The sequence below is a fragment of the Streptomyces sp. NPDC008163 genome (genome assembly GCF_042956885.1).
Classification (GTDB): domain Bacteria; phylum Actinomycetota; class Actinomycetes; order Streptomycetales; family Streptomycetaceae; genus Streptomyces; species Streptomyces drozdowiczii_A.
In genome coordinates, this window is sequence record NZ_JBIBHG010000001.1 from 799,275 (window position 1) to 819,543 (window position 20,269).

Sequence of the window (20,269 nt, forward strand, 5' to 3'; positions counted from 1 at the left end):
CGGCACCCTCCCCAGACAGCAAGGCGGCCCGACCCGTGGGAATACGGGTCGGGCCGCCCAGGTGGAGATCAGGCCTTCTTGGTCTCCCAGAAGATCTTGTCGATCTCCGCGATCAGGTCCAGCGCCTTCTGGCCCGTGGCCGGGTCGTTCGAGCCCTTGGCGGCCGAGAGGGCCTTCAGGGTGTCGTTGACCAGCTGGTGCAGCTCCGGGTACTTCTCGAAGTGCGGGGGCTTGAAGTAGTCGCTCCACAGGACCGAGACGTGGTGCTTCGCGAGCTCGGCGCGCTGTTCCTTGATCAGGACCGCGCGCGTGCGGAAGTCCGCGTCCTCGTTGGCCTGGTACTTCTCCTGGACGGCCTTGACGGACTCCGCCTCGATGCGGGCCTGGGCCGGGTCGTACACGCCGCAGGGCAGGTCGCAGTGGGCGCTGACCTTCACCTTGGGGGCAAACAGGCGGGAAAGCATTGAGCTGTCCTTCCTCGTGATCGTCTTCTCAGGTGGGACATTACTCCGTGAGATGCCTGTTTCAGCGAGTGCCCCCGGGGGCTTAGGCCAAAAGTCCGGGATGAGTGTGGGTCCAGTGGCCGAATGTACGAAACCCTGTGAGGAACGGAGATGAGGGAGGTGCCGGACGTGCCGGAACCGGCCGAGGAGCAGCCCGCGCGCGGGCTGGCGGGGCGGGTGCCGTTCCAGGTGGTGGAGGTGACGGGGCCCTCGATGGTGCCCACGCTCCACCACGGGGACTGGCTGCTCGTGCAGTACGGGGCGCCGGTGCGCCCCGGTGACGTGGTGATTCTGCGCCACCCGTTCCAGCAGGACCTGCTGGTGGTGAAGCGGGCCGTGGAGCGGCGGACCGGGGGCTGGTGGGTGCTGGGGGACAACAGTTACGCGGGCGGGGACAGCACGGACTACGGGACCGTGCCCGAGGAGCTGGTGCTGGCCCGCGTCCGGGCGCGGTACCGGCCGCTGACGAAGGATCAGCGCTCGGTGCGCGGGGTGGTGACCTGGGCGGTCTCCGCGCTGCGGCCCGTGTCGGCGGCGCGCTCCGTCTCCAGGCGCTTGCGGGCCCGGTAGGCCGCCACGTTGGCACGGGTCGCGCAGCGGTCCGAGCAGTAGCGGCGGGAGCGGTTGGTCGAGGTGTCGAGGTACGCGTTGCGGCACGGCGCGGCCTCGCACAGACCGAGCCGGTCCACGCCGTACGAGGTGAGGTGGAAGGCCAGACCCATGGAGGCGATCGCGGCGTATCCCGCGGTCGCGTTGGACGGGTGGTCCGCCAGGTGCATGTGCCAGTCCGGCCTGCCGTCCGCGTCCCGCTCCTCGTGCCCGGAGATCTGCGGGCTGACCGGGAACTCCATCAGCAGCGAGTTCAGCCGGTCCACCGCGAGCCGCTCGTCCCCGGCGTCCGCCGCCTCGAACACCGCGCGCAGCCGGGCCCGTACGGAACGGAACCGGGTCACGTCCGCGTCGGTCGCCCGCCGGGCCGCCTGGCCGCTCGGGCCGAACAGCTCCCGGACCGCGTCGACCGAGGTGAGGGCGTCCGTGTTCCGGGCCGGGTGCTCGGTGTTGACCAGGCGCACGGCGTAGTCCGCGTAATAGGCCAGTTCCACGAGGTGTCCTTACGGCGTCGGTCCAGGGTCGGTGCGAAGCGGGCGTAATGGGTCGCTCAGCGTACAGGGTATTACGGGCGGGGGCCGGGGGGTCGCGGCGCCCCGAAAATATCCGCGTACACGCCGCAACCCGCCGGGCCGGCCACCGCACTGGAAGGGTGAGACGGTCCGCGCCCCGCGGGCCGGGGGAGGGACAACCGGATGCGGAGCGATGACCACGCCGCGCTGCACGCCTTCGTGGAGGGCAGACGCACCGCCCTGTTCCGCAGCGCGTTCCTGCTCTGCGGCGACCGCCACGAGGCCGAGGACCTGGTCCAGACGACTCTGGTCAAGGTCGTGCTCGGCGGCCGGCGGTACGGGCGGCTCGACAACATCGAGGCGTACGCGCGAAAGACCCTGGTCAACACCTTCATCGCGGGCCGCCGCCGGTTCTGGCGCCGCGAGCAGGCGTACGGGGAGCTGCCCGAGCGGGCGGTCGAGGCACCCGACTGCGACACCGGCCTGGCGGTACGGGCGGCGCTCGCCCGGCTCACGCCCAGGCAGCGGGCGGTCCTGGTGCTGCGCTACTGGGAGGACCTGAGCGTCGAGGCCACGGCCGCGACGCTCGGGATGCGGGAGAACACGGTCAAGAGCCACACGGCTCGGGGGTTGGCGGCGCTGCGCGCCGAGATGGCGGAGGTATTGGTATGAACGACGTGCGTGAGCTGCTGGGGCAGGCCGCCGACGACGCCGGACGGCCGGTCATCAGCACGGAGGCGGTGTTCGCCAAGGCGGCCCGGGTGCGATGGCGGCGGCGCACCGCTGTGACGGCGACGGCGGTGTGCGCGGTGGCGGCGGGGGCGTTCGTCGTGCCCCAGCTCGCCTCGGGACCTGCCTCCCCGCGGACCTCGTCCGTGGGGTCCCTGGCACAGGAGCCCGGTGAGTCGCCGCGGGACGTGCGGCTGCTCAAGCTGTTGCCGGATCTGAACGGCACGGTCGAAGAGGTGTCGTTCGCGGACATCATCAAGCACGTCTCGCCACCGCCGCCCGAGCCCTCCAGGACCGGGCCGCTCGACGGGCAGTACGAGATCCGCCGGGAGGGCGGCGTCGGCTATCTGACCATCGACGTCATGGACGCGAAGGCCGTGGAGAAGAAGCTCGGTGGCGGTGCGCCGGTCGTGGACCTGTGCCACCCGACGAACGGCGAGCCGGCCCCCGACAACTGCGTCCGCGAGGAGCTGTCCGGTGGCCGGGTGCTCACCATCTGGAGCGACGACATGGACTACGGCGACGGCACCCCGCAGTGGGGGCCGGAGCTGGCCGCCCGGCTCACCCTGGCGGACGGCTCGCTGCTCGGCGTACGCGACAGCACCGGCTTCGAGGCCGACGTCGTCCAGGGGCCGCTGCTGAAGACCCCGCCGCTCACCCGCGCCCAACTGCGCGAGCTGATGCTGCGTCCGGAGCTGCTGCCGGGGAGCTGACCCCGGGAAGGCGGAAGGGCGGTACGGACCCCGTGGTCCGTACCGCCCTTCCTGTGATTCCTAGAGCACCTTCGACAGGAATGACTTCGTCCGGTCGTGCTGCGGATTGCCCAGGACGTCGCGCGGGTGGCCCGACTCGACCACCACGCCGTCGTCCATGAAGACCAGCGCGTCACCGACCTCGCGGGCGAAGCCCATCTCGTGCGTGACGACGATCATCGTCATGCCGTCCTCGGCGAGTCCCCGCATCACGTCGAGCACATCACCGACCAGCTCCGGGTCGAGCGCCGAGGTGGGCTCGTCGAAGAGCATCAGCTTCGGCTCCATGGCCAGGGCCCGGGCGATGGCCACCCGCTGCTGCTGCCCGCCGGAGAGCTGCGAGGGGTAGTTCCCGGCCTTGTCGCGGAGGCCGACCCGGTCGAGCAGACGCTCGGCACGGGCCCGGGCGACCGCCTTGGACTCGCGGCGCACCTGGACGGGCGCCTCCATGACGTTCTCCAGCGCCGTCATGTGCGGGAACAGGTTGAAGCGCTGGAAGACCATGCCGATGTCCCGGCGCTTCAGGGCGACTTCGCTGTCCTTGAGCTCGTAGAGCTTGTCGCCCTTCTGGCGGTAGCCCACCAGGTCGCCGTCGACGTACAGCCGCCCGGCGCTGATCTGCTCCAGGTGGTTGATGCACCGCAGGAACGTCGACTTGCCGGAACCGGACGGGCCGATCAGGCAGAAGACCTCCTGCGGGGCGACCTCCAGGTCGATGCCCTTGAGGATGTGCGCGGTGCCGAAGGACTTGTGGACGCCCTCGGCCTTCACCATCGCGGTCATGCGATGCCTCCCTTCGGGCGGCCCACCGAGAGCACGGTGGCCCTCAGTTTCTGGAACGGGGTCGGCGGCAGGCTGCGGCTCGATCCACGCGCGTAGTACCGCTCCAGGTAGTACTGCCCGATGCTCAGCACCGAGGTCATGATCAGGTACCAGGCGGCGGCGAGGAAGTACATCTCCACCGGTGCCCCGGACGCCTGCCCGATGTCCTGGGCGTTCTTGAAGAGTTCGTAGAACTGCACCGCCGCCACCAGCGAGGTCGTCTTCAGCATGTTGATGACCTCGTTGCCCGTGGGCGGCACGATCACCCGCATGGCCTGCGGGATCACGACGCGCCGGAGGGTCTTCGCGTGGCTCATGCCCAGCGCGTGCGACGCCTCGGTCTGGCCCTCGTCCACCGAGAGCAGACCGGCCCTGCAGATCTCCGCCATGTACGCGGCCTCGTTGAGGCCGAGCCCGAGCAGCGCCGTGAGCAGCGGCGTCATGAAGCTGGACCAGTAGTCCTTGTAGATCGGCCCGAGGTTGATGTACTCGAAGACCAGCCCCAGGTTGAACCACACGAACAGCTGCACCAGGACGGGTGTGCCCCGGAAGAACCAGATGTAGAACCACGCGATGGACGAGGTCACCGGATTCCTCGACAGCCGCATGACGGCGAGCAGAATGCCGCCGACCACGCCGATCAGCATCGACAGGACGGTGAGCAGCAGGGTCTGCCCCACACCGTCGATGATGCGGTCGTCGAAGAAGTAGTCCGGGATCGCACCCCAGTTGATCTTGCCCTGGCTGAAGGCGTAGACGAGGGAAGCGAGTACGGCGATGGCGACCAGCGCCGCGACGTACCGGCCGTAGTGCCGGACCGGGATGGCCCGGATGGCCTCCGGTGCGGGCGCCGCCGCCGTGGCGGAGGATGCGGGCGGCTCGTCGGCCGGTCCCGTCTTCTTGATGTCAGTCACGGCTGATGCCTTTCAGTGCCGGATCGGGTCAGGACCCGCCGTTCACCTTGGCCTCGGTGACCGCACCGGCCTCGACGCCCCACTTGGCGATGATCTTGTCGTACTCGCCGCTCTTGATGATCTCGTCCATGGCCGCCTTGATGGCCTGGGTGAGCTTGTCGTTGCCCTTGGCGACGGCGATGCCGTACGGGGCCGCCTCGACCTGGTCGCCGACGATCTGGAAGTCCTTGCCGCCGCCCGAGGTCTTCACCGCGTACGCGGCGACCGGGAAGTCGGAGGAGCCGGCGTCGGCACCGCCCGAGCGGATACGGGTCTGGGCCTCCAGGTCCGTGTCGTACGTCTCGATGGCGATCTTCTTGCCGCCCGCGCACTTCTTGGACTCGTCCTTGGCCAGGTCGTGCGAGACGGTGTTGCGCTGGACGGCGATCTTCTTGCCGCAGAGGTCGGCCCAGGTCTTGATCCCCTGGTCATCGCCCTTCTTGGTGTAGATCGAGACACCGGCGGTGAAGTAGTCGACGAAGTCGACGCCCTCGCCGACCTTCTTCTTCGTCTCCGGGTCGATGCCCTCCTGGCGCTCCTTGCTGTCCGTCATCGCCGACATCGCGACGTCGTAGCGCTTGGCGCGCAGGCCGGTGACCAGGGTGTCGAACGTGCCGTTCTCGAACTTGAACTCGACGCCCAGCACCTTGCCGAGCGCGGCGCCGAGGTCGGGGTCGATACCGACGGTCGCACCGGACTTGTCCTTGAACTCGACCGGCGGGTAGGCGATGTCGGAGCCGACGCGGATGACGCCCTTGGACTTGATGTCCGCGGGGAGCAGGTCGGCGGGGGAGTTCTCGCCGGCGGAGGCGCCGGTGCTCGCCTTGGTCGATCCGGAGTCGTTGTTCTTCGTCTGGTCGCCACAGGCGGTCAGCAGCATGGTGCCGGCGACCGCGATGGCGCCGACCGCGGCGATGCGGGTGGTCGCGGCCGTACGACGGGTGGAGCGTGCGGTCATGTTCGGGTTCCTCCGGCAGGTGGGGACGGTTCGCCAGGCGGTAATGGCACACGGCGTCGGGTGTCGCCGCCTTGTGTGATTACGGCATGTTGCCATGCGGATTAGCCCGAACAGGGGGCCCGGCATGTCAAAATCGGGTAACGGGTGATCCCCGAACCTCTTGAGGCCGGTACACCAAGGCCGGACCTTTTATGGGGTTTCCTTATCGCGGCCGGAGGATCTGCGGCGCGTCTCGCGTGCCGGACTCAGCTCCGGCACGAGGCTGACCTGTTGAAATGGCAGCCCACTATGAGTCATGTCACGGAGCGCATATGGACTCGTCCGTGACCTGGTCCGTCCGGTAAGAAAGACCTTTACACCCCTCATCCGGGGCTCAGGGCGCGTGTGCGGCGCGCCCGCGCGTACGTACCTCCCCCTGCCGGGGCGGGCCAACCGCCAGGCGCAGGGCACGTACGCGGGTCCGCCCACCCCTCCTCAACCAGGAGTGGCCACCCTCAAACGATGAAGACTTAAGGGGTCAACACCATGGCAGCGGAGATCGTCAATCCTCGCAGCGACAGCAGTACCGACAGCAGTACCGACAGCAGTACCGACAGCACCACCGACGAGCCGTTCGATCCGGCCTTCGCGCTCCACCGGGGCGGCAAGATGGCCGTGCAGGCCACCGTTCCGATCCGGGACCGGGACGACCTGTCCCTCGCGTACACGCCGGGCGTGGCGAAGGTGTGCAGCGCGATCGCGGAGCGGCCGGAGCTCGTCCACGACTACACCTGGAAGTCGCAGGTCGTCGCCGTCGTCACGGACGGCACGGCGGTGCTCGGCCTCGGCGACATCGGTCCCGAGGCGTCCCTCCCCGTGATGGAGGGCAAGGCCATCCTCTTCAAGCAGTTCGGCGGGGTGGACGCGGTGCCGATCGCGCTCGCGACCACCGACGCGGACGAGATCGTGGAGACCGTCGTCCGGCTCGCCCCCTCCTTCGGCGGGGTGAACCTGGAGGACATCTCGGCGCCGCGCTGCTTCGAGATCGAGCGCAAGCTCCAGGAGCGGCTGGACATTCCGGTCTTCCACGACGACCAGCACGGCACGGCCGTCGTCACGCTGGCCGCCCTGCGCAACGCCGCGAAGCTGTCCGGGCGCAGCCTGGGCGATCTGCGCGCGGTGATCTCCGGCGCGGGTGCGGCGGGCGTGGCCATCGCGAAGTTCCTGCTGGAGGCGGGGCTCGGCGACGTGGCGGTCGCGGACCGCAAGGGCATCGTGAGCCGGGACCGCGAGGACCTGACCGACGTCAAGCGCGAGCTGGCGGAGCTCACGAACCGGGCGGGCATCTCGGGCCCCCTGGAGGTCGCGCTGGCCGGCGCGGACGTCTTCATCGGCGTCTCCGGCGGTACGGTGCCGGAGGCGGCGGTCGCCTCGATGGCGCCGGGGGCCTTCGTCTTCGCGATGGCCAACCCGAACCCGGAGGTCCACCCGGACATCGCCCACAAGTACGCGGCCGTCGTCGCGACGGGGCGGTCGGACTACCCGAACCAGATCAACAACGTGCTGGCCTTCCCCGGGATCTTCGCGGGGGCGCTGCAGGTGCGGGCGTCCCGGATCACGGAGGGCATGAAGATCGCCGCGGCCAACGCGTTGGCCGACGTGGTCGGCGATGAGCTGGCGGCGGATTACGTGATTCCGTCCCCGTTCGACGAGCGGGTCGCCCCGGCGGTCACGGCGGCCGTGGCGGCGGCGGCGCGGGCGGAGGGCGTGGCCCGGCGCTGAGGTGTTGCGGGGGCGCTGCCCCCGTACCCCCGCTCCTCAATCGCCGGAGGGGCTTGATTTTGGCCGCGGCCACTTTCAGCCTTGCCGGCGTTTGAGGCGCGGGGTCCGGGGCGGAGCCCCGAAACCAGCGGTGCGCGTCACAGTCGCAGGCGGTTACGCGTCGGTACGGTGACGCCTATCGTCGGCGGCATGTTCGCCGCCTACGCAGCCGCCCTGGACCCCGCCCACCCCCTCAACGGCCTGGAGCTGGGCGACCGCCCAGCCCCGCAGGACCGGCCGGGATGGACCACCGTCGACGTCCGGGCCGCGTCCCTCAACCACCACGACCTCTGGTCCCTGCGCGGCGTCGGCCTCGCCGAGGACAAGCTGCCGATGATCCTCGGGTGCGACGCCGCCGGGATCGACCAGGACGGCAACGAGGTCGTCCTGCACTCCGTCATCGGGCAGACCGGGCACGGCGTCGGGCCCGACGAGCCCCGGTCCATCCTCACCGAGCGCTACCAGGGCACGTTCGCGGAACGGGTCACCGTTCCCACGTACAACGTGCTGCCCAAGCCCAGGGAGCTGAGCTTCGAGCAGGCGGCCTGCCTGCCGACCGCCTGGCTCACCGCGTACCGGATGCTCTTCACCAACGCCGGGGTGCGCCCCGGGGACTCCGTGCTCGTGCAGGGCGCCGGCGGCGGGGTCGCGACCGCCGCGATCGTGCTCGGCCGGGCCGCCGGGCTGCGGGTCTACGCCACCAGCCGCGACGAGGCCAAGCGCAGGCGGGCCGTCGAGCTGGGCGCCGTGGAGGCGTTCGAGGCGGGCGCCCGGCTGCCGCACCGGGTGGACGCCGTCATCGAGACGGTCGGCGCCGCCACCTGGTCCCACTCCGTCAAGTCGCTGCGCCCCGGAGGCACGCTGGTCATCTCCGGCGCCACCAGCGGCGACCGCCCCTCGCACGCCGAGCTGACCCGGATCTTCTTCCTGGAGCTGAAGGTCGTCGGCTCGACCATGGGCTCCAAGGACGAGCTGGAGGACCTGCTCGCCTTCTGCGCCACCACGGGCGTGCGCCCCGTGATCGACGAGGTGCTGCCCCTGGACCGCGCCCGGGAGGGCTTCGAACGCCTCGCGGCGGGCGACCAGTTCGGGAAGATCGTGCTCACTGTCAACAATGGTTGACAAGGCCCGCATGTCAATGTAAGTTGACATCATGACCGAAGCGACGGATCTCGCCGAGCGGGCGGGCGACCGCGACCCCCGGGTGGGGCTGCGGTCGGTCGCCGCGCTGCGGCGGCTGCTGGAGCAGCTGGAAGCCGTACAAGTCGGAAGCGCCCGCGCCAAGGGCTGGTCGTGGCAGGAGATCGCCGCCGAACTGGGCGTCAGCAGGCAGGCCGTGCACAAGAAGTACGGGAGGCATTGATGTTCGAGCGATTCACCAAGGAAGCCCGCGCCACGGTGACCGGCGCCGTGGACCATGCCGGGCGGACCGGGGCCTCCCCGGTCACCGGAGAACATCTGCTGCTCGCCCTCCTCGACCAGGAAGACGGCCGCGCCGCCTTCGCGCTCACCGCGCTGGGCCTGGTGGACCGCAGGGAGTCCGTCGAGGCGGCGCTCGCCGAGGCCCGCAGGCGCGGGGGCATGAGCAGGGCCGACGCCGAGGCGCTCGCGGACATCGGCATCGACCTCACCGCCGTCGTCTCGCGCATCGAGGAGGCGCACGGCGAGGGGGCCCTGCGGGACGCCGGTGGACGCCGGCGCCGTGCGGGCCGACCGGCCTTCTCCCGGGAGGCGAAGAAGATCCTGGAGAAGTCGCTGCGCGTCGCGCTCGGGCGCGGCGACCGGTTCATCGGCGGGGAGCACCTCCTGCTGGCCCTCACCGTGACCCCCGGCCCCGTCGCCGACGCGCTCGCCGACCACGGGGCGACGTACGCCTCGGTCGGACGCGCGCTGTACGGGGACGGCGGCGCGGACGGCCGGGAGCGCAAGGCGGGCTGACTCGACGGGGCGGGCCGGGCGGCCCGGCTCGACGGGGGCGGGGCAGGCGGGTGTACGGGGGCCGGGCGACCGGCCCCCGTACCTACTTCTCCCCGTCCCCCCGGAGCACCGCACCCACCTGCGCCGCCGCCGTCCCCAAGTGGCGGCGGACCTCCGCGAGCTGGGCCTCCGTCACCCCGTGGTCCCGCGCCGCGTCACGCAGCTCGTCGCGGAAGCGGTCGAGCAGCCGGTCCAGGTCGCGGGCCGGGTCGCCCGTGCCGCCCGCGTCCCTGCCCCACTCGGGGTCGGCGCCGGCGGCGTCCGGCTTCGCGTACGGCCCCCGGCTTCCCGTACGGGCGAAGCCTCCCAGCTGGCCGGTGATCTCGGCCAGGCCCTCGCGGACCCCGGCAGGCCAGTCGCCGCGGGCGAAGTGCTCCTGGACCTGGCGGGCGGCCTGCTGCATCTGCTCGCGGGCCCGGTCCTGGGCCTCCTTCGCCTGGCGGCGGGCCTGCTGGGCGTCCTGGCGGGCGCGCCGGGACTCGTCCTTCGCCCGGCGTGCCTGCTCCTTCCACTCCTGCTTGGCCTTGCGCAGCTCGTCCTTGGCGGTACGCCACGTCTCGTGGTCACCGAAGTCGCCGAGCCCGCCGAACGGGTCCCCGCCGCCGGAAGCGGCGCCCGGCGTGTGGCGCGACTCGTCGGCCGCCGCCCGCATCTCGCTGCGCAGCTTGCCCGCGGCGCCGCGCACGTCGTCGCGCATCTCGGCGGCCAGCTCGGCGACCGACTCGCGGATCTCCAGCTCCAGATCGGCCAGCTCCCCGGTGCGGTCGGCGAGTTCGGCGCGGCCCGCGTCGGTGATCGAGTAGACCTTGCGGCCGCCCTCCGTGGCGTGCGTGACCAGGCCCTCGGCCTCCAGCTTGGCCAGCCGGGGGTAGACCGTGCCGGCCGAGGGGGCGTACAGGCCCTGGAAGCGCTCCTCCAGCAGACGGATCACCTCGTAGCCGTGCCGGGGCGCCTCGTCCAGCAGCTTGAGGAGATACAGCCGCAGACGGCCGTGGGCGAAAACGGGGGGCATGTCAGAGCACCTTTCCGGTCGGCTCGGCCTCGTACGGTTCCTCCTCGGCCGGCGGGCGGCGCAGGAGCGCGATCGACCCCGATACGGTCGTCGCCCGCAGGGTGCCGGTGCCGGGGCCCAGGGTGCCGGTGATCTTCTTGGCGCCCCACTGGCCGCTGACCCGCAGGTCCTCGAAGCCGTTGGAGACGGAACCGCTCGCGGTGTTCGCCTCCACCCGGGCGTCGGCGGGGTGCGGCAGCCGGATGGCGATCTCGCCGGAGACCGTGGTCAGCCGGATGTCCGTGGGCTTCCCGGTCGGGTCCAGGTCGAGCACCATGCCGCCGCTGACGGACTCCGCCTTCACGGAGGCGCCCGCGCCCTCGACGACCGTCAGCTCGCCGGAGACCGACTTGAAGCGCAGGTCCCCGGTGACGGACTGGGCCTCGATGCTGCCCGAGACCGTCTCCGCGCCGACCGGTCCGGAGAGCTTGACGAGCGTGGTGTCACCGGTGACGCCACGGACCTCCGTACGGCCCCGGACGCCGGAGACGAAGGCCCCGGCGCCGACCACGCCGACCTCCACCGAGGAGTCGGCCGGGACGGCGAGCGAGACGACGGCGGTGCGGCGCCACTCCTTGCGGTCGAACCACTTCAGCAGGTTCTGCCAGGCCAGGTCCTCGTACGCCACGGTCAGGACGCCGTCCTCCTGCGTCACGACCAGCGGCGGGCCCTCGATGGCGGAGACCTCCAGGCGCGCGGTCGGCTCGTCGGTGCCGACCACGTTGACCGTGCCGTTGACGATCCGCACCTTCAGTGCGGTCACGGGCTCCTCGAAGGCCAGTTTCCGAGGCTCGGCGACGGCCCACGTCGAGACAGGCATGGATCTGACCTCCCGATAGTACTGGCGACGCAACATATCGCGTCTCTTGAGGAACACGATATATCGCGGCATGGGGAAGTCAAGAAATGGGGCGTGAGCGCGGGTGGCCAGGGTGCACAAAACCCCACAAGCAGGGGCAAGGTGGCCTACGGTGTGAGGCATGGACGCGACCTCACCCGTGGGTGCCCTGCTGCTGTGCCGGACCGTGCCGGACGCCGTGCGCCCGGTCGCGCAGCTGCTGCGCGAACCGCTGCTGCTCGCACCGGCCGGGCCGGGCTGGAGCGTTCTCGTACCGGAGGGGGAGCCCTGGCAGGGCGGGCGCCGGGCCAGGGCCGGGGAGGGGGAGCGGGCCGAACCCGTCGACCGGGTGCTGGGCGGCTGGGCCACCGCGCTCGCCGTCGGCTCCACCTGGCCGGTGCTCGCGCTGTGGTGGGACGCCGACCGGGCCGGATACACGCTGGCCTCGGGCTTCCGCCGCCCCGTGGGTTACGTCTGGCTGGCGGACGGCACCCCGGCCGGTGAGGACGAGGCCATGCGGACGTTCGCCGAGCGGCTGGGGCTCGACCCCGTACTGGACGTGCAGTCGCTCGAAGCGCTCACCCGCCCCGACCCGGACGCCGACGCCCGGGCCCGGCTGCGCGGGCTGGTCGCCGTCCTCACCCGCACCGGCCTCGCACTCCCGGCCGGGCTCGGCGCGGGGGAGGACTGGGAGAGCGCCGAGCGCATCGAGTGGCCCGGGTGGCGCGACGCGGTCCGGGTCGACCTGGGCGCGGTGGAGAGCAGCCGGCTCGGACCGTGGGTGCGGGGCCCGAGGGCGCGGGCGCTGGCGGGCCTCCAGCTCGCGGCCGGACTGCCGCTCGCCCTGTGGGGAGCGGCCCGGCGCAGCGGCGGCTGGGCCTTCGCCGGGGCGCTCCTGATGGCGCACGGGGCGCTGGGACTCGCGTACGACCGCGTACGCGAGGGCCGCCCCGGCGGGGAGTGATCCCTACTCGTCCTCGTCCTCGTCGTCCAGGCGGGCCAGCCAGGTCGCGAGGCGCTCGACCGGCACCTCGAAGTCGGGATTGAGATCGACGAACGTGCGAAGCTGCTCGGCGAGCCACTCGAACGTGACCTCCTCCTCGCCTCGGCGCTTCTCCAGCTCCTCGATACCGCGGTCGGTGAAGTACATGGCTCAAGTCTAGAGCGGCCTTCACGCACCTCGGGCCGCCTCCTCGTCGATCCACCCCGCATCCGCCGGCTACGGCCGTTAATCTGCGGGTAGTTGGCGAAACGGGGGGTGTCATGGGTGACAGTGGGTCCCGTATTACGCGCATTGAGCTGCCGGACGGTACGCCGGTCTGGGCCAGGATCTCCGGGGCCGAGGAGCTGGACGCGCCGGTGCCCGGAGGCGGTCCGACCTATACGGACACCGGGTTCGGGGACTTCACGGACCAGGTGCAGGCCCGGGTCGAGAGCCTGCACTCCGTGGTGACCGGGGTGGCCCGCTCGCTCGCCGTGCCGTTGCGGGCGGTGCGGCCGGACGAGGTGAGCGTCGAGTTCGGCATTGAGTTGACCGCCAAGGCCGGGAAGATCGTCGGGCTGCTCGCGGACGGCGAGGCCAAGGGCGCCATCACGGTCACCCTCACCTGGAACGGCGGCGGGCCGCCCATCGACGCGCCCCCGCCCGCCCCCGTACCGGCGCAGACGGCGCCGCCGCCGGGCGCCGGCGCACCTCCCGGCCTCCCGCCCGCCGGGGCACCCCCCGGCGCACCGGCACACCCCGGCGGTGCGGACGACACCGTCGGCGGCGGGGCATGACCTTCGGGGAACAGGGGGGCGCGGAGGGGGCCCTCGGCCCCGCCCAGGCCGCCCTCATGGACCTCGTCCAGGACGCCACCGTACGCATCCATCGCCCGCCGTCCGGGTATGCCCAGGACGGGCCGGAAGGGGACTTCCTGGGCAGCGGATTCTTCGTCGCACCCAGCTGGGTCCTCACGTGCGCGCACGTGGCGATGCGGGGGGAGGGGGGCATGGTGGGCGTGTGGTTCAAGGAGGACCGCTACAGCACCGAACTGACCGAGGTGCCGGGCCGGGTCGTCGCCGCGCTGCCCGGCACCCGTCCCCCGGGCCCGGGCGGCTGGCCCGCCCCCGACCTCGCGCTCATCCAGCTCCAGCGCCCCGTCGAACACCCCTGCGTGTACGTCACCGAGCGGTCCGAGGCGATGCTCCGCAGCCGCGAGGTCCGCTGCGTGGGCTGGGCGCCCGTCCAGGGCGGCGGACTGCAGAACCGCAGCGGCGTCTGCGTCGTCAAGGGCTCGTACGGGGGATCGGGCGACGCCGAACAGGTCGTCAGGATCGACGGCGACTGGGTGGAGCTCGGCATGTCCGGCGGCCCGCTGGTCGACCTGGCCCGGGGCGAGGTCGTCGGCGTCATCAAGTCGCAGATCAACGGCCACCAGGGCGGCACCGCCGTCGGCGTCGAGCGGCTGCGCACCCTGGAGGTGCCGGCCGGGCCCGTCGAGTCCGAGACCGACGACATATACCAGTCCGTCTTCCACGCCCACGACCGCTACCACGCCGACCGGCACACCAGCTCCGCCGGCACCGAGCGGACCTGGACCGACGCGCAGAGCGACCTGCCCGACCCGCCCGGCGGCATCCTCGGCCCCAAGCTGCGCGCCGAACTCCTCGGCCGGCTCGCCGAGCTGTCGCCCCCGGCCAGTACCCGGTCGCTGCTGACACTGCTCGACCGGCTGCCCGGGGTGTACGCCCGCGACCACCGCCCGGCCCCGCGCGGCTGGCGCGACGGCCTCGGCGCGCTCTACGACGCCCGGGCCCGGGACCGCGAGGCCCGGTTCGAGCTGATCGTCCGCTACTGCATGGGCGTCCTCGCGGCCGACCGCCCCTGCGGCCAGCTCTCCGTGCGCAACGCCAAGGCGCTCTGGGGCTGGGTCAAGCGCATCGCCGACACCGAACTCCCCCGCGACCTGCGCCGGCAGCTCGACATGGAGTGGGCCGCGATCCGGCTCCGCCTGGAACAGAACCGCCAGCGGGCCGCCCGCGCCCCGGCGGGCGAGCCCGTCCTCTACGGCGAACGCGACTGCGTCGTGCTCCACGTGGACCTCCAGGGCTGGGCGCGCGACCAGTACGACTGGCGGGTCGCCGTGGACCGCAGAGCCGGTGAGGCGGAGCCGGTGGACGAGGACAGCCGCGGCGTCCCGCTCGGCACCGTCCCGGACCGGCTCGCCGCCGCGCTGACCGAGGCGTTCCGGCGGTGCGACGAACCGGACAGCCCCGCCATGCTCCAGGTCGTCGTCGCGCCCGCGCTCTTCGGCCTCCCGGTGGACGACTGGGTGCTGCCGCCGTCCGGGATGCGGCTCGGAGCCGTACGGCCCGTGGTACTGCGCAGCCCGTACCAGGGGCCCGCCGAGGAGCGGCCCGCCCGGTGGGACGCGGGTCTCGCGGCCGCCGTCCGGGCCGAGGTCGTCGACTGCGAGGACGAATTGCGGGTATGTGTACCGGAGTCGGCGCGGCTGCGCACCCTGGCCCACGGGACCGTGCCCGTCCTGTGCCGCTACGGGAGCCTGCCGGACCCCGAGGTGACGGCCGGGGTGGTACGGCTGCTCGACAGCGGCTTCGGTGTGGCGCTGCTCCAGCGGCGCACGGCGGAGGGCGACACGGTCTGCAAGGAGTTCCACCGGCGCGTGGCCGAGGCGGTGTCGGACACCCGCACCCACGACCGGCTGCCATGGAAGATCCATGAACTGAGACGCGGGGTGAGCGCGGGACGAACGGAGATGTACTGGTCCGCGGGCGCCGCCCTCTACTACGACGATCCGCACCGTCCGCTGCCGGGTTCCGACTTCCTGGAGGCGCCGTGAGCCACCGCGCAAAGCATCAGTCGTGTAAGCGAACTGACCTTCCCCTTACGGGTGTTGATCCGGATCGATACGGTAGGGCACGTCCGACGCAGGCCGCCCCTGGCGGACGGGTGACAACGAGGGACACGCTATGAGCGAACCGAGCGAGTGGCTCATCTACCGGGGCATCGGCGAACCGCACGACGAGGTGCCCCAGCTGCCGCCCCCGCCGCCCTGGCGCGACTTCACCGGAGGCCGCGGGTCCGCCGGTGCGGACGGCGGCGAGTCCGCCGACCGCCGGCTCGGCATCCCCGGGCGCGTCGCCGAGGAGCACCGGCCCGGCGCCGAGGAACTGGAGATGATCAACGCCGCGCTGTACCTGCGGCGCCCCCTGCTCGTCACCGGGGACCCGGGCGCGGGCAAGAGCACCCTGGCCCACTCCGTGGCGCGGGAGCTCGAACTCGGCAAGGTGCTCCGCTGGCCCGTGGTCAGCCGCACCACCCTCCAGGACGGCCTCTACCACTACGACGCCATCGCCCGGCTCCAGGACGTCCAGATCGCCTCGCACGCGGCGGCCGGCGGCGCCGCCGGGGCCGACGCGGCACAGAGCGTGGGCAGTTACATCCGGCTCGGGCCGCTCGGCACCGCGCTGCTGCCCTCGGACCGGCCGCGCGTCCTGCTCATCGACGAGCTGGACAAGAGCGACATCGACCTGCCCAACGACCTGCTGAACGTCCTGGAGGAAGGCGAGTTCGCCATCCCCGAGCTGGAGCGGATCGCCGACCGGCTGCCCGACGGCGAGGCGGACGTCCTCGACCACGACGGCAACAAGGTCCGCATCAAGGGCGGCCGGGTGCAGTGCCGGGCCTTCCCCTTCGTCGTCCTCACCAGCAACGGCGAACGGGACTTCCCGGCCCCGCTGATGCGCCGCTGCATCCACCTGGAACTCGGCCGCCCCGACCACAAGCGCCTCGCCTCCTTCGTCAAGGCCCACCTCGGCGAGGAGGCCGCCCGCGCCAGCGACGACCTGATCGCCCACTTCCTGGAGCGCTCCCGCACCGAACTCCTCGCCACGGACCAGCTGCTGAACGCCATATACCTCACGCACGCCGCGTCACCGGCGGGCCGCGACCGGCTCGCCGACCTGCTCATCCAGCGACTCGACCGGCCGAGGTGAGGCGCTGATGTCCGGTGCGGCGGACGAGAACGGTGGCGGCGGCGGGCCCGGCGCCCCGGAGCCCCACGACGACGGATTACTGCCCGAGCTGGTCGCGCGGCTGCGCGGCGCCGGGCTCGACCCCGACGTCGAACAGCTCTGCGACGCCCTCTGGCTGGCCCGGTGGACCCGCGGCACGTCCGCGCCCGGCGAGGAGTCCGGCCCGGACCCCGCGCGCCGCCCCGGCCACCGCCCCTCCGAGGAACGCCCCGACCCCCGCCGCACCGCAACCCCGGACGCCCGCACCCCGGACGAGGACCGGGACGCCCGGCGCGAGGAGACGCCCGCACCGGGGGACCGCGAACGGATCTCCCTGCACCCCGTCCCCGGCCGCGCCCGGCCCGGCGACCCGGACGCTCCACCCGGCCCGGAGGACATCCGGCCCGGCGCGGACGCCCACGCCGCCGTGCTGCCCCTCGGCGTACCGGCCGCGCCCGTCCTGCCCGCGGCCCTCGAACTGACCCGCGCGCTGCGCCCGTTGCAGCGCTACCGCCCGGCCTCCGCACCGCTGCGCCAGGTCCTGGACGAGACGGCGACCGCCGAACGCAGCGCCCGCGCCGGAGGCGTGGTCATGCCCGTCTTCCGGGGGGTCCGGCGCGGCGACGCCGTCGTGCAGTGCGTGCTGGACGCCTCCTCCTCGATGCTGGTCTGGGACCGGCTGTTCGAGGAGCTCCAGCAGATCTTCGCCCGGATCGGCGCGTTCCGGGACGTGCAGATGCGCTACCTCCACCCCGGCCCCGACGGCGGCTGCACGGTCAGCCGCAGCCCCGACCCCACCGCCGCCCCGCTGCACTCGGCGGACCGGCTCAGCGACCCCACCGGACGCCGGGTGACCGTCGTGGTCAGCGACTGCGCCGGCCCCCTCTGGCGCACCGGACACGCTCACCGGCTGCTGCACCAGCTCGCCCGGCTCGCCCCCGTCGCCGTGCTCCAGCCGCTGCCGCAGCGCATGTGGAACCGGACCCGGCTGCCGGTCACCTTCGGCTCGCTCACCCGGGGCGAGGGCCCGGCCGGGGCCACCCTCCTCAAGGTCACCGGCGACGCCGGAGCGGGCCCCGCCCACCCCGGTGCCCTCGCCGTGCCCGTGCTGCCGCCGGTCGCGGACGCGCTCGCCGCCTGGGCCCGGCTGCTCTCCGGAACCGGCGCCGCCTCGGTGCCGGGCGCGGTCGGCTGGGTCCGGGCGGACCAGCCTGCGGCCCCGGCCCGCCGCCCGGGCGACGCGCTCTCCTCGCTGCAACTGGTCAGCCGGTTCCGCTCGACGGCCTCCCCGGCCGCCGGACAGCTCGCGGTCTACCTCGCCGCGGCCCCGCTCTACCTGCCCGTCATGCAACTCGTCCAGCGCACGATGCTGCCCCACTCCGGACCCTCCGAACTCGCCGAGGTCCTGCTCAGCGGACTCCTCAAGCGGCAGGAGGGCGGCACCGGACGCGGACAGTGGTACGTCTTCGAGCCCGACGTCCAGGAAGCACTGCTCGGGCCCCTCGGCCGCGACGAGGCCCTGCTCGTGCTCAAGCACTGCTCGCAGTACATAGAGCAGCGGTTCGGCAAGGGCGGGCCCAACTTCCCGGCCCTGGCCTACGCCCAGCTCGGCGACGGCACCACCCGCGGCGCCGCGCACGGCACCCCCTGGCCGGCCCCCGCCACGGACACCGCGGCCCGCGAGGCCGAAGAAGCCGACGACAGCGAGGAGAACGAGGGGAACGGGGGGAACGAGAGACCCGGGGGTCCGCGCGTCCCCCACGCCTTTGCCGAAGTCGCAGCCCGCGTACTGGAGCGATTCATGCCCGTACCGCCACGATTCGTCACCCGGGAGCCCAAGACGCCCGGAAACCCCCAGGCCGCCGGCCTCGCCGTGCGCCGCGCGCGGGAACTCGTGCGCCACTTCGAGACCGACAAGATGGTGCAGCGCCTGATCGACGCCGTACAGCTGCTCAGGGGCGCCGCCGAGCACACCCCGGCCCCCGCCGACGACACCGAACTCTGGGCGGAGTACGCGCGCTGCGTGCTGCGCCTGTGGGAGGTCCAGGGCGGCGCCGACCTGCTCGACGAGGCCGAACGCGCCGCCGAACGGGCCGCCGCCCGCCCCGGCGCCGTACGGGAACGCGCGGTGCTCGCCAAGGTCCTCCACGCGGCCGCCGACGACCGGCGCCGGCGCGGCGACCGGCGCGGCGCGCTGGAACTGCTGCGGCGCGCCGACCGCGAGTACACCGCGGCCTGCGCCAGCCCCGGACTGGAGCCCGGCGAGGCCCTGCGCCTCACCCTGGAACGGGTCCGGGCCCTGGAGGCGCAGTGGCGGCTCGACGGCGACACCGCCCTGCTCCAGAGCGCCTGCGGGATGCTGGAGGCGTTCGCCGACGCCTGGCCCGACCAGGAGAACCGCCCCGCCGTCCTGCCCCTCCAGCACGGCCGCACCCTCCTGAAGCTGGCCCGCGCCACCCAGGACGTCGAACAGTCGCGCGAGTACGCCCGCCAGTCGGCCCGGTCCCTGCGCACCGCGTTCGCCCAGAGCGCCGGGCAGACCATGGGCACCGAGGTCCGCATCGTCCTCGATCTGGTCGACGCGCTGCTCGCCTCGGGCGCCGAACCGGAGGAGGCCGCCACCCTCACCGCCCAGTCGCTGGAGACCGTGCGCGACCAGCGCCAGCGCGCCCAGCTCCAGACCCGGGCCGGCCGGGTCCGGGTCGCCCGCTACGAACACACCGGCGACCCCGCCGAACTCGTCGCCGCCACCGAGTGGTTCACCCGCGCGGCGCGGGGCATCCCCCGCGACTCCCGGGCCCACACCGACCTGCTCGCCGAATGGGGCGCCACCCTGCTGCGCCGCGCCGAACTCCCGGACGGCCGCGAATACATCGGCGCGACGGTCCGGGTGCTGCGCGACTGCCGCTCGGAGACCCCGGCCGGCGGCGCCCAGCAGTCCGAGCGCCTGCTGATGCTGGGCCGCGCCCTGATGCTGCGCCACCGCGCCACGTGGGACCGGGTCGACCTGCGGGAGGCCGAGTACCTCTTCAAGCTGGCGGCCGAGGAGGCCACCGCCCCGCTCACCGCCGCCCGCTGCTGGCTGGAGCTGGGCCGGGCCCTCCTCCAGGCGGCCGGCATCCTCGACCGCCCGGCCCGCCGCGACGAGGCGGCGGAGGCGTTCCGCTCGGCCGCCGACGCGGCCGGCGAGGCACAAACGGAGCAAGAGAGTCCACAACATCTCCAGGAAGCAGTGGAGTTGGCTGCTACAGCCAACCACTGGCGGGGTATGACGTACGAGAGGGCGGGGCGCCCCCGGGCCGCGCGCGACGCGTACCGGGCGGCCCGCCAGGAGTGGCGCAAACTGCCGGACAACGGCGGCGCGGCGGGCGAAGCGACCGCCGAGCGGCTGGCGGAGCTGGAGCGGTGAGAACGGCGCGCCCGAGGGCGGGCGGGCCGGGCCCCGGCATGCGCGTGAGGCAGCAGGCGACAGGACAGGTCAGGGATGCGGGACCGGCGGGACGCGCTCAACGGCGAGCGGGTCACCGGCCGGCCCGGTGCTGCGGTACGGGGAGGCGTGATGAGCGAGTCGACACGGTACGAGGGAACGGGCGCGGCCGGCGCGGGTGAACTGCCGGACCTGCTGGGCCTGGACCTGGCGGCCCTGCGGACCATGGACCACCCGGTGCTGTCCGAGGTGGTGGCGGATCTGCGCGGGCGGGCCGAGCAGCCGAAGGAGATGCTCTGGGGGTTCACCAACGCCTTCTGAG

General features: G+C 72.9%; 21 protein-coding genes. 13 read left to right on the forward strand and 8 right to left on the reverse strand.

Annotation, left to right across the window (positions count from 1 at the left end; translation table 11 throughout):
- Positions 1–68: 68 nt before the first annotated feature.
- Positions 69–464, reverse strand: a complete 396-nt coding sequence (sodN, locus tag ACFZAT_RS03835) for a superoxide dismutase, Ni (RefSeq protein ID WP_073963998.1) — start codon at positions 462–464, stop codon at positions 69–71.
- 150 nt (positions 465–614) lie between these two features.
- Between sodN and sodX the strand changes: the two genes are divergently transcribed.
- On the forward strand, positions 615–1,073 hold the full coding sequence (sodX, locus tag ACFZAT_RS03840) for a nickel-type superoxide dismutase maturation protease (protein WP_391259502.1): 459 nt from the start codon (positions 615–617) through the stop codon (positions 1,071–1,073).
- On the opposite strand, the gene ACFZAT_RS03845 is transcribed toward sodX, so the two are convergent.
- A complete protein-coding gene (locus ACFZAT_RS03845) occupies positions 977–1,606 on the reverse strand; it encodes an ABATE domain-containing protein (protein ID WP_391259505.1) in 630 nt (209 codons plus the stop codon). The genes sodX and ACFZAT_RS03845 overlap by 97 nt on opposite strands.
- A 201-nt stretch (positions 1,607–1,807) precedes the next feature.
- Between ACFZAT_RS03845 and ACFZAT_RS03850 the strand changes: the two genes are divergently transcribed.
- Together ACFZAT_RS03850 and ACFZAT_RS03855 are read left to right on the forward strand one after the other, a co-directional pair.
- Positions 1,808–2,296 carry a SigE family RNA polymerase sigma factor gene (locus tag ACFZAT_RS03850; protein ID WP_391259507.1) on the forward strand — a complete coding sequence of 163 codons (489 nt, stop codon included), beginning with the start codon at positions 1,808–1,810 and terminating at the stop codon, positions 2,294–2,296.
- Positions 2,293–3,066: a hypothetical protein gene (locus tag ACFZAT_RS03855; RefSeq protein WP_391259510.1), complete on the forward strand. Its 774-nt coding sequence runs from the start codon at positions 2,293–2,295 to the stop codon at positions 3,064–3,066. The genes ACFZAT_RS03850 and ACFZAT_RS03855 overlap by 4 nt, the downstream gene beginning before the upstream one ends.
- Before the next feature lie 60 nt (positions 3,067–3,126).
- Here the strand turns inward: ACFZAT_RS03855 and ACFZAT_RS03860 are convergent, their stop codons facing one another.
- Genes ACFZAT_RS03860 through ACFZAT_RS03870 form a run of 3 tightly spaced genes read right to left on the reverse strand, consistent with a single transcriptional unit; the run spans position 3,127 to position 5,838 of the window.
- The gene (locus ACFZAT_RS03860) at positions 3,127–3,888 is read right to left on the reverse strand and encodes an ATP-binding cassette domain-containing protein (protein ID WP_391259513.1); all 762 of its coding nucleotides are present in this window, start codon (positions 3,886–3,888) and stop codon (positions 3,127–3,129) included.
- A complete protein-coding gene (locus tag ACFZAT_RS03865) occupies positions 3,885–4,841 on the reverse strand; it encodes an ABC transporter permease subunit (RefSeq protein WP_391259516.1) in 957 nt (318 codons plus the stop codon). Before ACFZAT_RS03865 ends, ACFZAT_RS03860 begins: the two co-directional genes overlap by 4 nt.
- Before the next feature lie 28 nt (positions 4,842–4,869).
- Positions 4,870–5,838 (reverse strand): transporter substrate-binding domain-containing protein, encoded by a 969-nt coding sequence (locus ACFZAT_RS03870; protein ID WP_391259519.1) that lies wholly within the window; start codon positions 5,836–5,838, stop codon positions 4,870–4,872.
- 525 nt (positions 5,839–6,363) lie between these two features.
- Between ACFZAT_RS03870 and ACFZAT_RS03875 the strand changes: the two genes are divergently transcribed.
- The 4 genes from ACFZAT_RS03875 (at position 6,364) to ACFZAT_RS03890 (ending at position 9,576) form a co-directional block, all read left to right on the forward strand.
- Complete coding sequence (locus ACFZAT_RS03875; RefSeq protein WP_391259522.1) at positions 6,364–7,599, forward strand: malic enzyme-like NAD(P)-binding protein; 1,236 nt, start codon at positions 6,364–6,366, stop codon at positions 7,597–7,599.
- Between the two features lie 189 nt (positions 7,600–7,788).
- The gene (locus tag ACFZAT_RS03880) at positions 7,789–8,760 is read left to right on the forward strand and encodes a zinc-binding dehydrogenase (protein WP_018102717.1); all 972 of its coding nucleotides are present in this window, start codon (positions 7,789–7,791) and stop codon (positions 8,758–8,760) included.
- A 31-nt stretch (positions 8,761–8,791) separates the two neighbouring features.
- A complete protein-coding gene (locus ACFZAT_RS03885) occupies positions 8,792–9,001 on the forward strand; it encodes a helix-turn-helix domain-containing protein (RefSeq protein ID WP_391259525.1) in 210 nt (69 codons plus the stop codon).
- Entirely contained in the window at positions 9,001–9,576 is a 576-nt protein-coding gene (locus ACFZAT_RS03890; RefSeq protein ID WP_391259528.1) for a Clp protease N-terminal domain-containing protein, read from the forward strand. The genes ACFZAT_RS03885 and ACFZAT_RS03890 overlap by 1 nt, the downstream gene beginning before the upstream one ends.
- 82 nt (positions 9,577–9,658) lie before the next feature.
- On the opposite strand, the gene ACFZAT_RS03895 is transcribed toward ACFZAT_RS03890, so the two are convergent.
- Positions 9,659–10,627 carry a helix-turn-helix transcriptional regulator gene (locus tag ACFZAT_RS03895; protein ID WP_391259531.1) on the reverse strand — a complete coding sequence of 323 codons (969 nt, stop codon included), beginning with the start codon at positions 10,625–10,627 and terminating at the stop codon, positions 9,659–9,661.
- Between the two features lies 1 nt (position 10,628).
- Positions 10,629–11,486, reverse strand: coding sequence for a DUF4097 family beta strand repeat-containing protein (locus tag ACFZAT_RS03900; protein ID WP_391259534.1), 858 nt, complete (start codon positions 11,484–11,486; stop codon positions 10,629–10,631).
- A 160-nt stretch (positions 11,487–11,646) separates the two neighbouring features.
- On the opposite strand from ACFZAT_RS03900, the gene ACFZAT_RS03905 reads away from it, so the two are divergent.
- On the forward strand, positions 11,647–12,468 hold the full coding sequence (locus tag ACFZAT_RS03905; protein ID WP_391259536.1) for a hypothetical protein: 822 nt from the start codon (positions 11,647–11,649) through the stop codon (positions 12,466–12,468).
- A gap of 3 nt (positions 12,469–12,471) precedes the next feature.
- Here ACFZAT_RS03905 and ACFZAT_RS03910 read toward each other — a convergent pair whose 3' ends face one another.
- Positions 12,472–12,654, reverse strand: coding sequence for a DUF6104 family protein (locus ACFZAT_RS03910; RefSeq protein WP_003961784.1), 183 nt, complete (start codon positions 12,652–12,654; stop codon positions 12,472–12,474).
- A gap of 113 nt (positions 12,655–12,767) precedes the next feature.
- Between ACFZAT_RS03910 and ACFZAT_RS03915 the strand changes: the two genes are divergently transcribed.
- From ACFZAT_RS03915 to fxsA, 5 genes are all read left to right on the forward strand, one after another.
- Entirely contained in the window at positions 12,768–13,283 is a 516-nt protein-coding gene (locus ACFZAT_RS03915; RefSeq protein ID WP_391259539.1) for a CU044_2847 family protein, read from the forward strand.
- Positions 13,280–15,346, forward strand: coding sequence for a trypsin-like peptidase domain-containing protein (locus tag ACFZAT_RS03920; RefSeq protein ID WP_391259542.1), 2,067 nt, complete (start codon positions 13,280–13,282; stop codon positions 15,344–15,346). Before ACFZAT_RS03915 ends, ACFZAT_RS03920 begins: the two co-directional genes overlap by 4 nt.
- A 130-nt stretch (positions 15,347–15,476) precedes the next feature.
- Entirely contained in the window at positions 15,477–16,502 is a 1,026-nt protein-coding gene (locus ACFZAT_RS03925) for an AAA family ATPase (RefSeq protein ID WP_391259545.1), read from the forward strand.
- 7 nt (positions 16,503–16,509) lie between these two features.
- On the forward strand, positions 16,510–19,929 hold the full coding sequence (locus ACFZAT_RS03930) for an SAV_2336 N-terminal domain-related protein (RefSeq protein WP_391259548.1): 3,420 nt from the start codon (positions 16,510–16,512) through the stop codon (positions 19,927–19,929).
- A 150-nt stretch (positions 19,930–20,079) separates the two neighbouring features.
- A complete protein-coding gene (fxsA, locus tag ACFZAT_RS03935; protein ID WP_391259551.1) occupies positions 20,080–20,268 on the forward strand; it encodes an FxSxx-COOH cyclophane-containing RiPP peptide in 189 nt (62 codons plus the stop codon).
- The last annotated feature ends 1 nt before the right edge of the window (position 20,269 follow it).

What these genes read in the sequence shown, in the direction of transcription:
- ACFZAT_RS03860 (WP_391259513.1), bottom strand. Translation starts at nt 3,888, where the DNA reads ATGACCGCGATGGTGAAGGCCGAGGGCGTCCACAAGTCCTTCGGCACC.
- ACFZAT_RS03880 (WP_018102717.1), top strand. Translation starts at nt 7,789, where the DNA reads ATGTTCGCCGCCTACGCAGCCGCCCTGGACCCCGCCCACCCCCTCAAC.
- fxsA (WP_391259551.1), top strand. Translation starts at nt 20,080, where the DNA reads ATGAGCGAGTCGACACGGTACGAGGGAACGGGCGCGGCCGGCGCGGGT.
- ACFZAT_RS03930 (WP_391259548.1), top strand. Translation starts at nt 16,510, where the DNA reads ATGTCCGGTGCGGCGGACGAGAACGGTGGCGGCGGCGGGCCCGGCGCC.
- ACFZAT_RS03925 (WP_391259545.1), top strand. Translation starts at nt 15,477, where the DNA reads ATGAGCGAACCGAGCGAGTGGCTCATCTACCGGGGCATCGGCGAACCG.
- ACFZAT_RS03895 (WP_391259531.1), bottom strand. Translation starts at nt 10,627, where the DNA reads ATGCCCCCCGTTTTCGCCCACGGCCGTCTGCGGCTGTATCTCCTCAAG.
- ACFZAT_RS03850 (WP_391259507.1), top strand. Translation starts at nt 1,808, where the DNA reads ATGCGGAGCGATGACCACGCCGCGCTGCACGCCTTCGTGGAGGGCAGA.
- ACFZAT_RS03875 (WP_391259522.1), top strand. Translation starts at nt 6,364, where the DNA reads ATGGCAGCGGAGATCGTCAATCCTCGCAGCGACAGCAGTACCGACAGC.
- ACFZAT_RS03890 (WP_391259528.1), top strand. Translation starts at nt 9,001, where the DNA reads ATGTTCGAGCGATTCACCAAGGAAGCCCGCGCCACGGTGACCGGCGCC.
- ACFZAT_RS03900 (WP_391259534.1), bottom strand. Translation starts at nt 11,486, where the DNA reads ATGCCTGTCTCGACGTGGGCCGTCGCCGAGCCTCGGAAACTGGCCTTC.
- ACFZAT_RS03915 (WP_391259539.1), top strand. Translation starts at nt 12,768, where the DNA reads ATGGGTGACAGTGGGTCCCGTATTACGCGCATTGAGCTGCCGGACGGT.
- ACFZAT_RS03920 (WP_391259542.1), top strand. Translation starts at nt 13,280, where the DNA reads ATGACCTTCGGGGAACAGGGGGGCGCGGAGGGGGCCCTCGGCCCCGCC.
- sodX (WP_391259502.1), top strand. Translation starts at nt 615, where the DNA reads ATGAGGGAGGTGCCGGACGTGCCGGAACCGGCCGAGGAGCAGCCCGCG.
- ACFZAT_RS03885 (WP_391259525.1), top strand. Translation starts at nt 8,792, where the DNA reads ATGACCGAAGCGACGGATCTCGCCGAGCGGGCGGGCGACCGCGACCCC.
- ACFZAT_RS03870 (WP_391259519.1), bottom strand. Translation starts at nt 5,838, where the DNA reads ATGACCGCACGCTCCACCCGTCGTACGGCCGCGACCACCCGCATCGCC.
- ACFZAT_RS03905 (WP_391259536.1), top strand. Translation starts at nt 11,647, where the DNA reads ATGGACGCGACCTCACCCGTGGGTGCCCTGCTGCTGTGCCGGACCGTG.
- ACFZAT_RS03910 (WP_003961784.1), bottom strand. Translation starts at nt 12,654, where the DNA reads ATGTACTTCACCGACCGCGGTATCGAGGAGCTGGAGAAGCGCCGAGGC.
- ACFZAT_RS03855 (WP_391259510.1), top strand. Translation starts at nt 2,293, where the DNA reads ATGAACGACGTGCGTGAGCTGCTGGGGCAGGCCGCCGACGACGCCGGA.
- sodN (WP_073963998.1), bottom strand. Translation starts at nt 464, where the DNA reads ATGCTTTCCCGCCTGTTTGCCCCCAAGGTGAAGGTCAGCGCCCACTGC.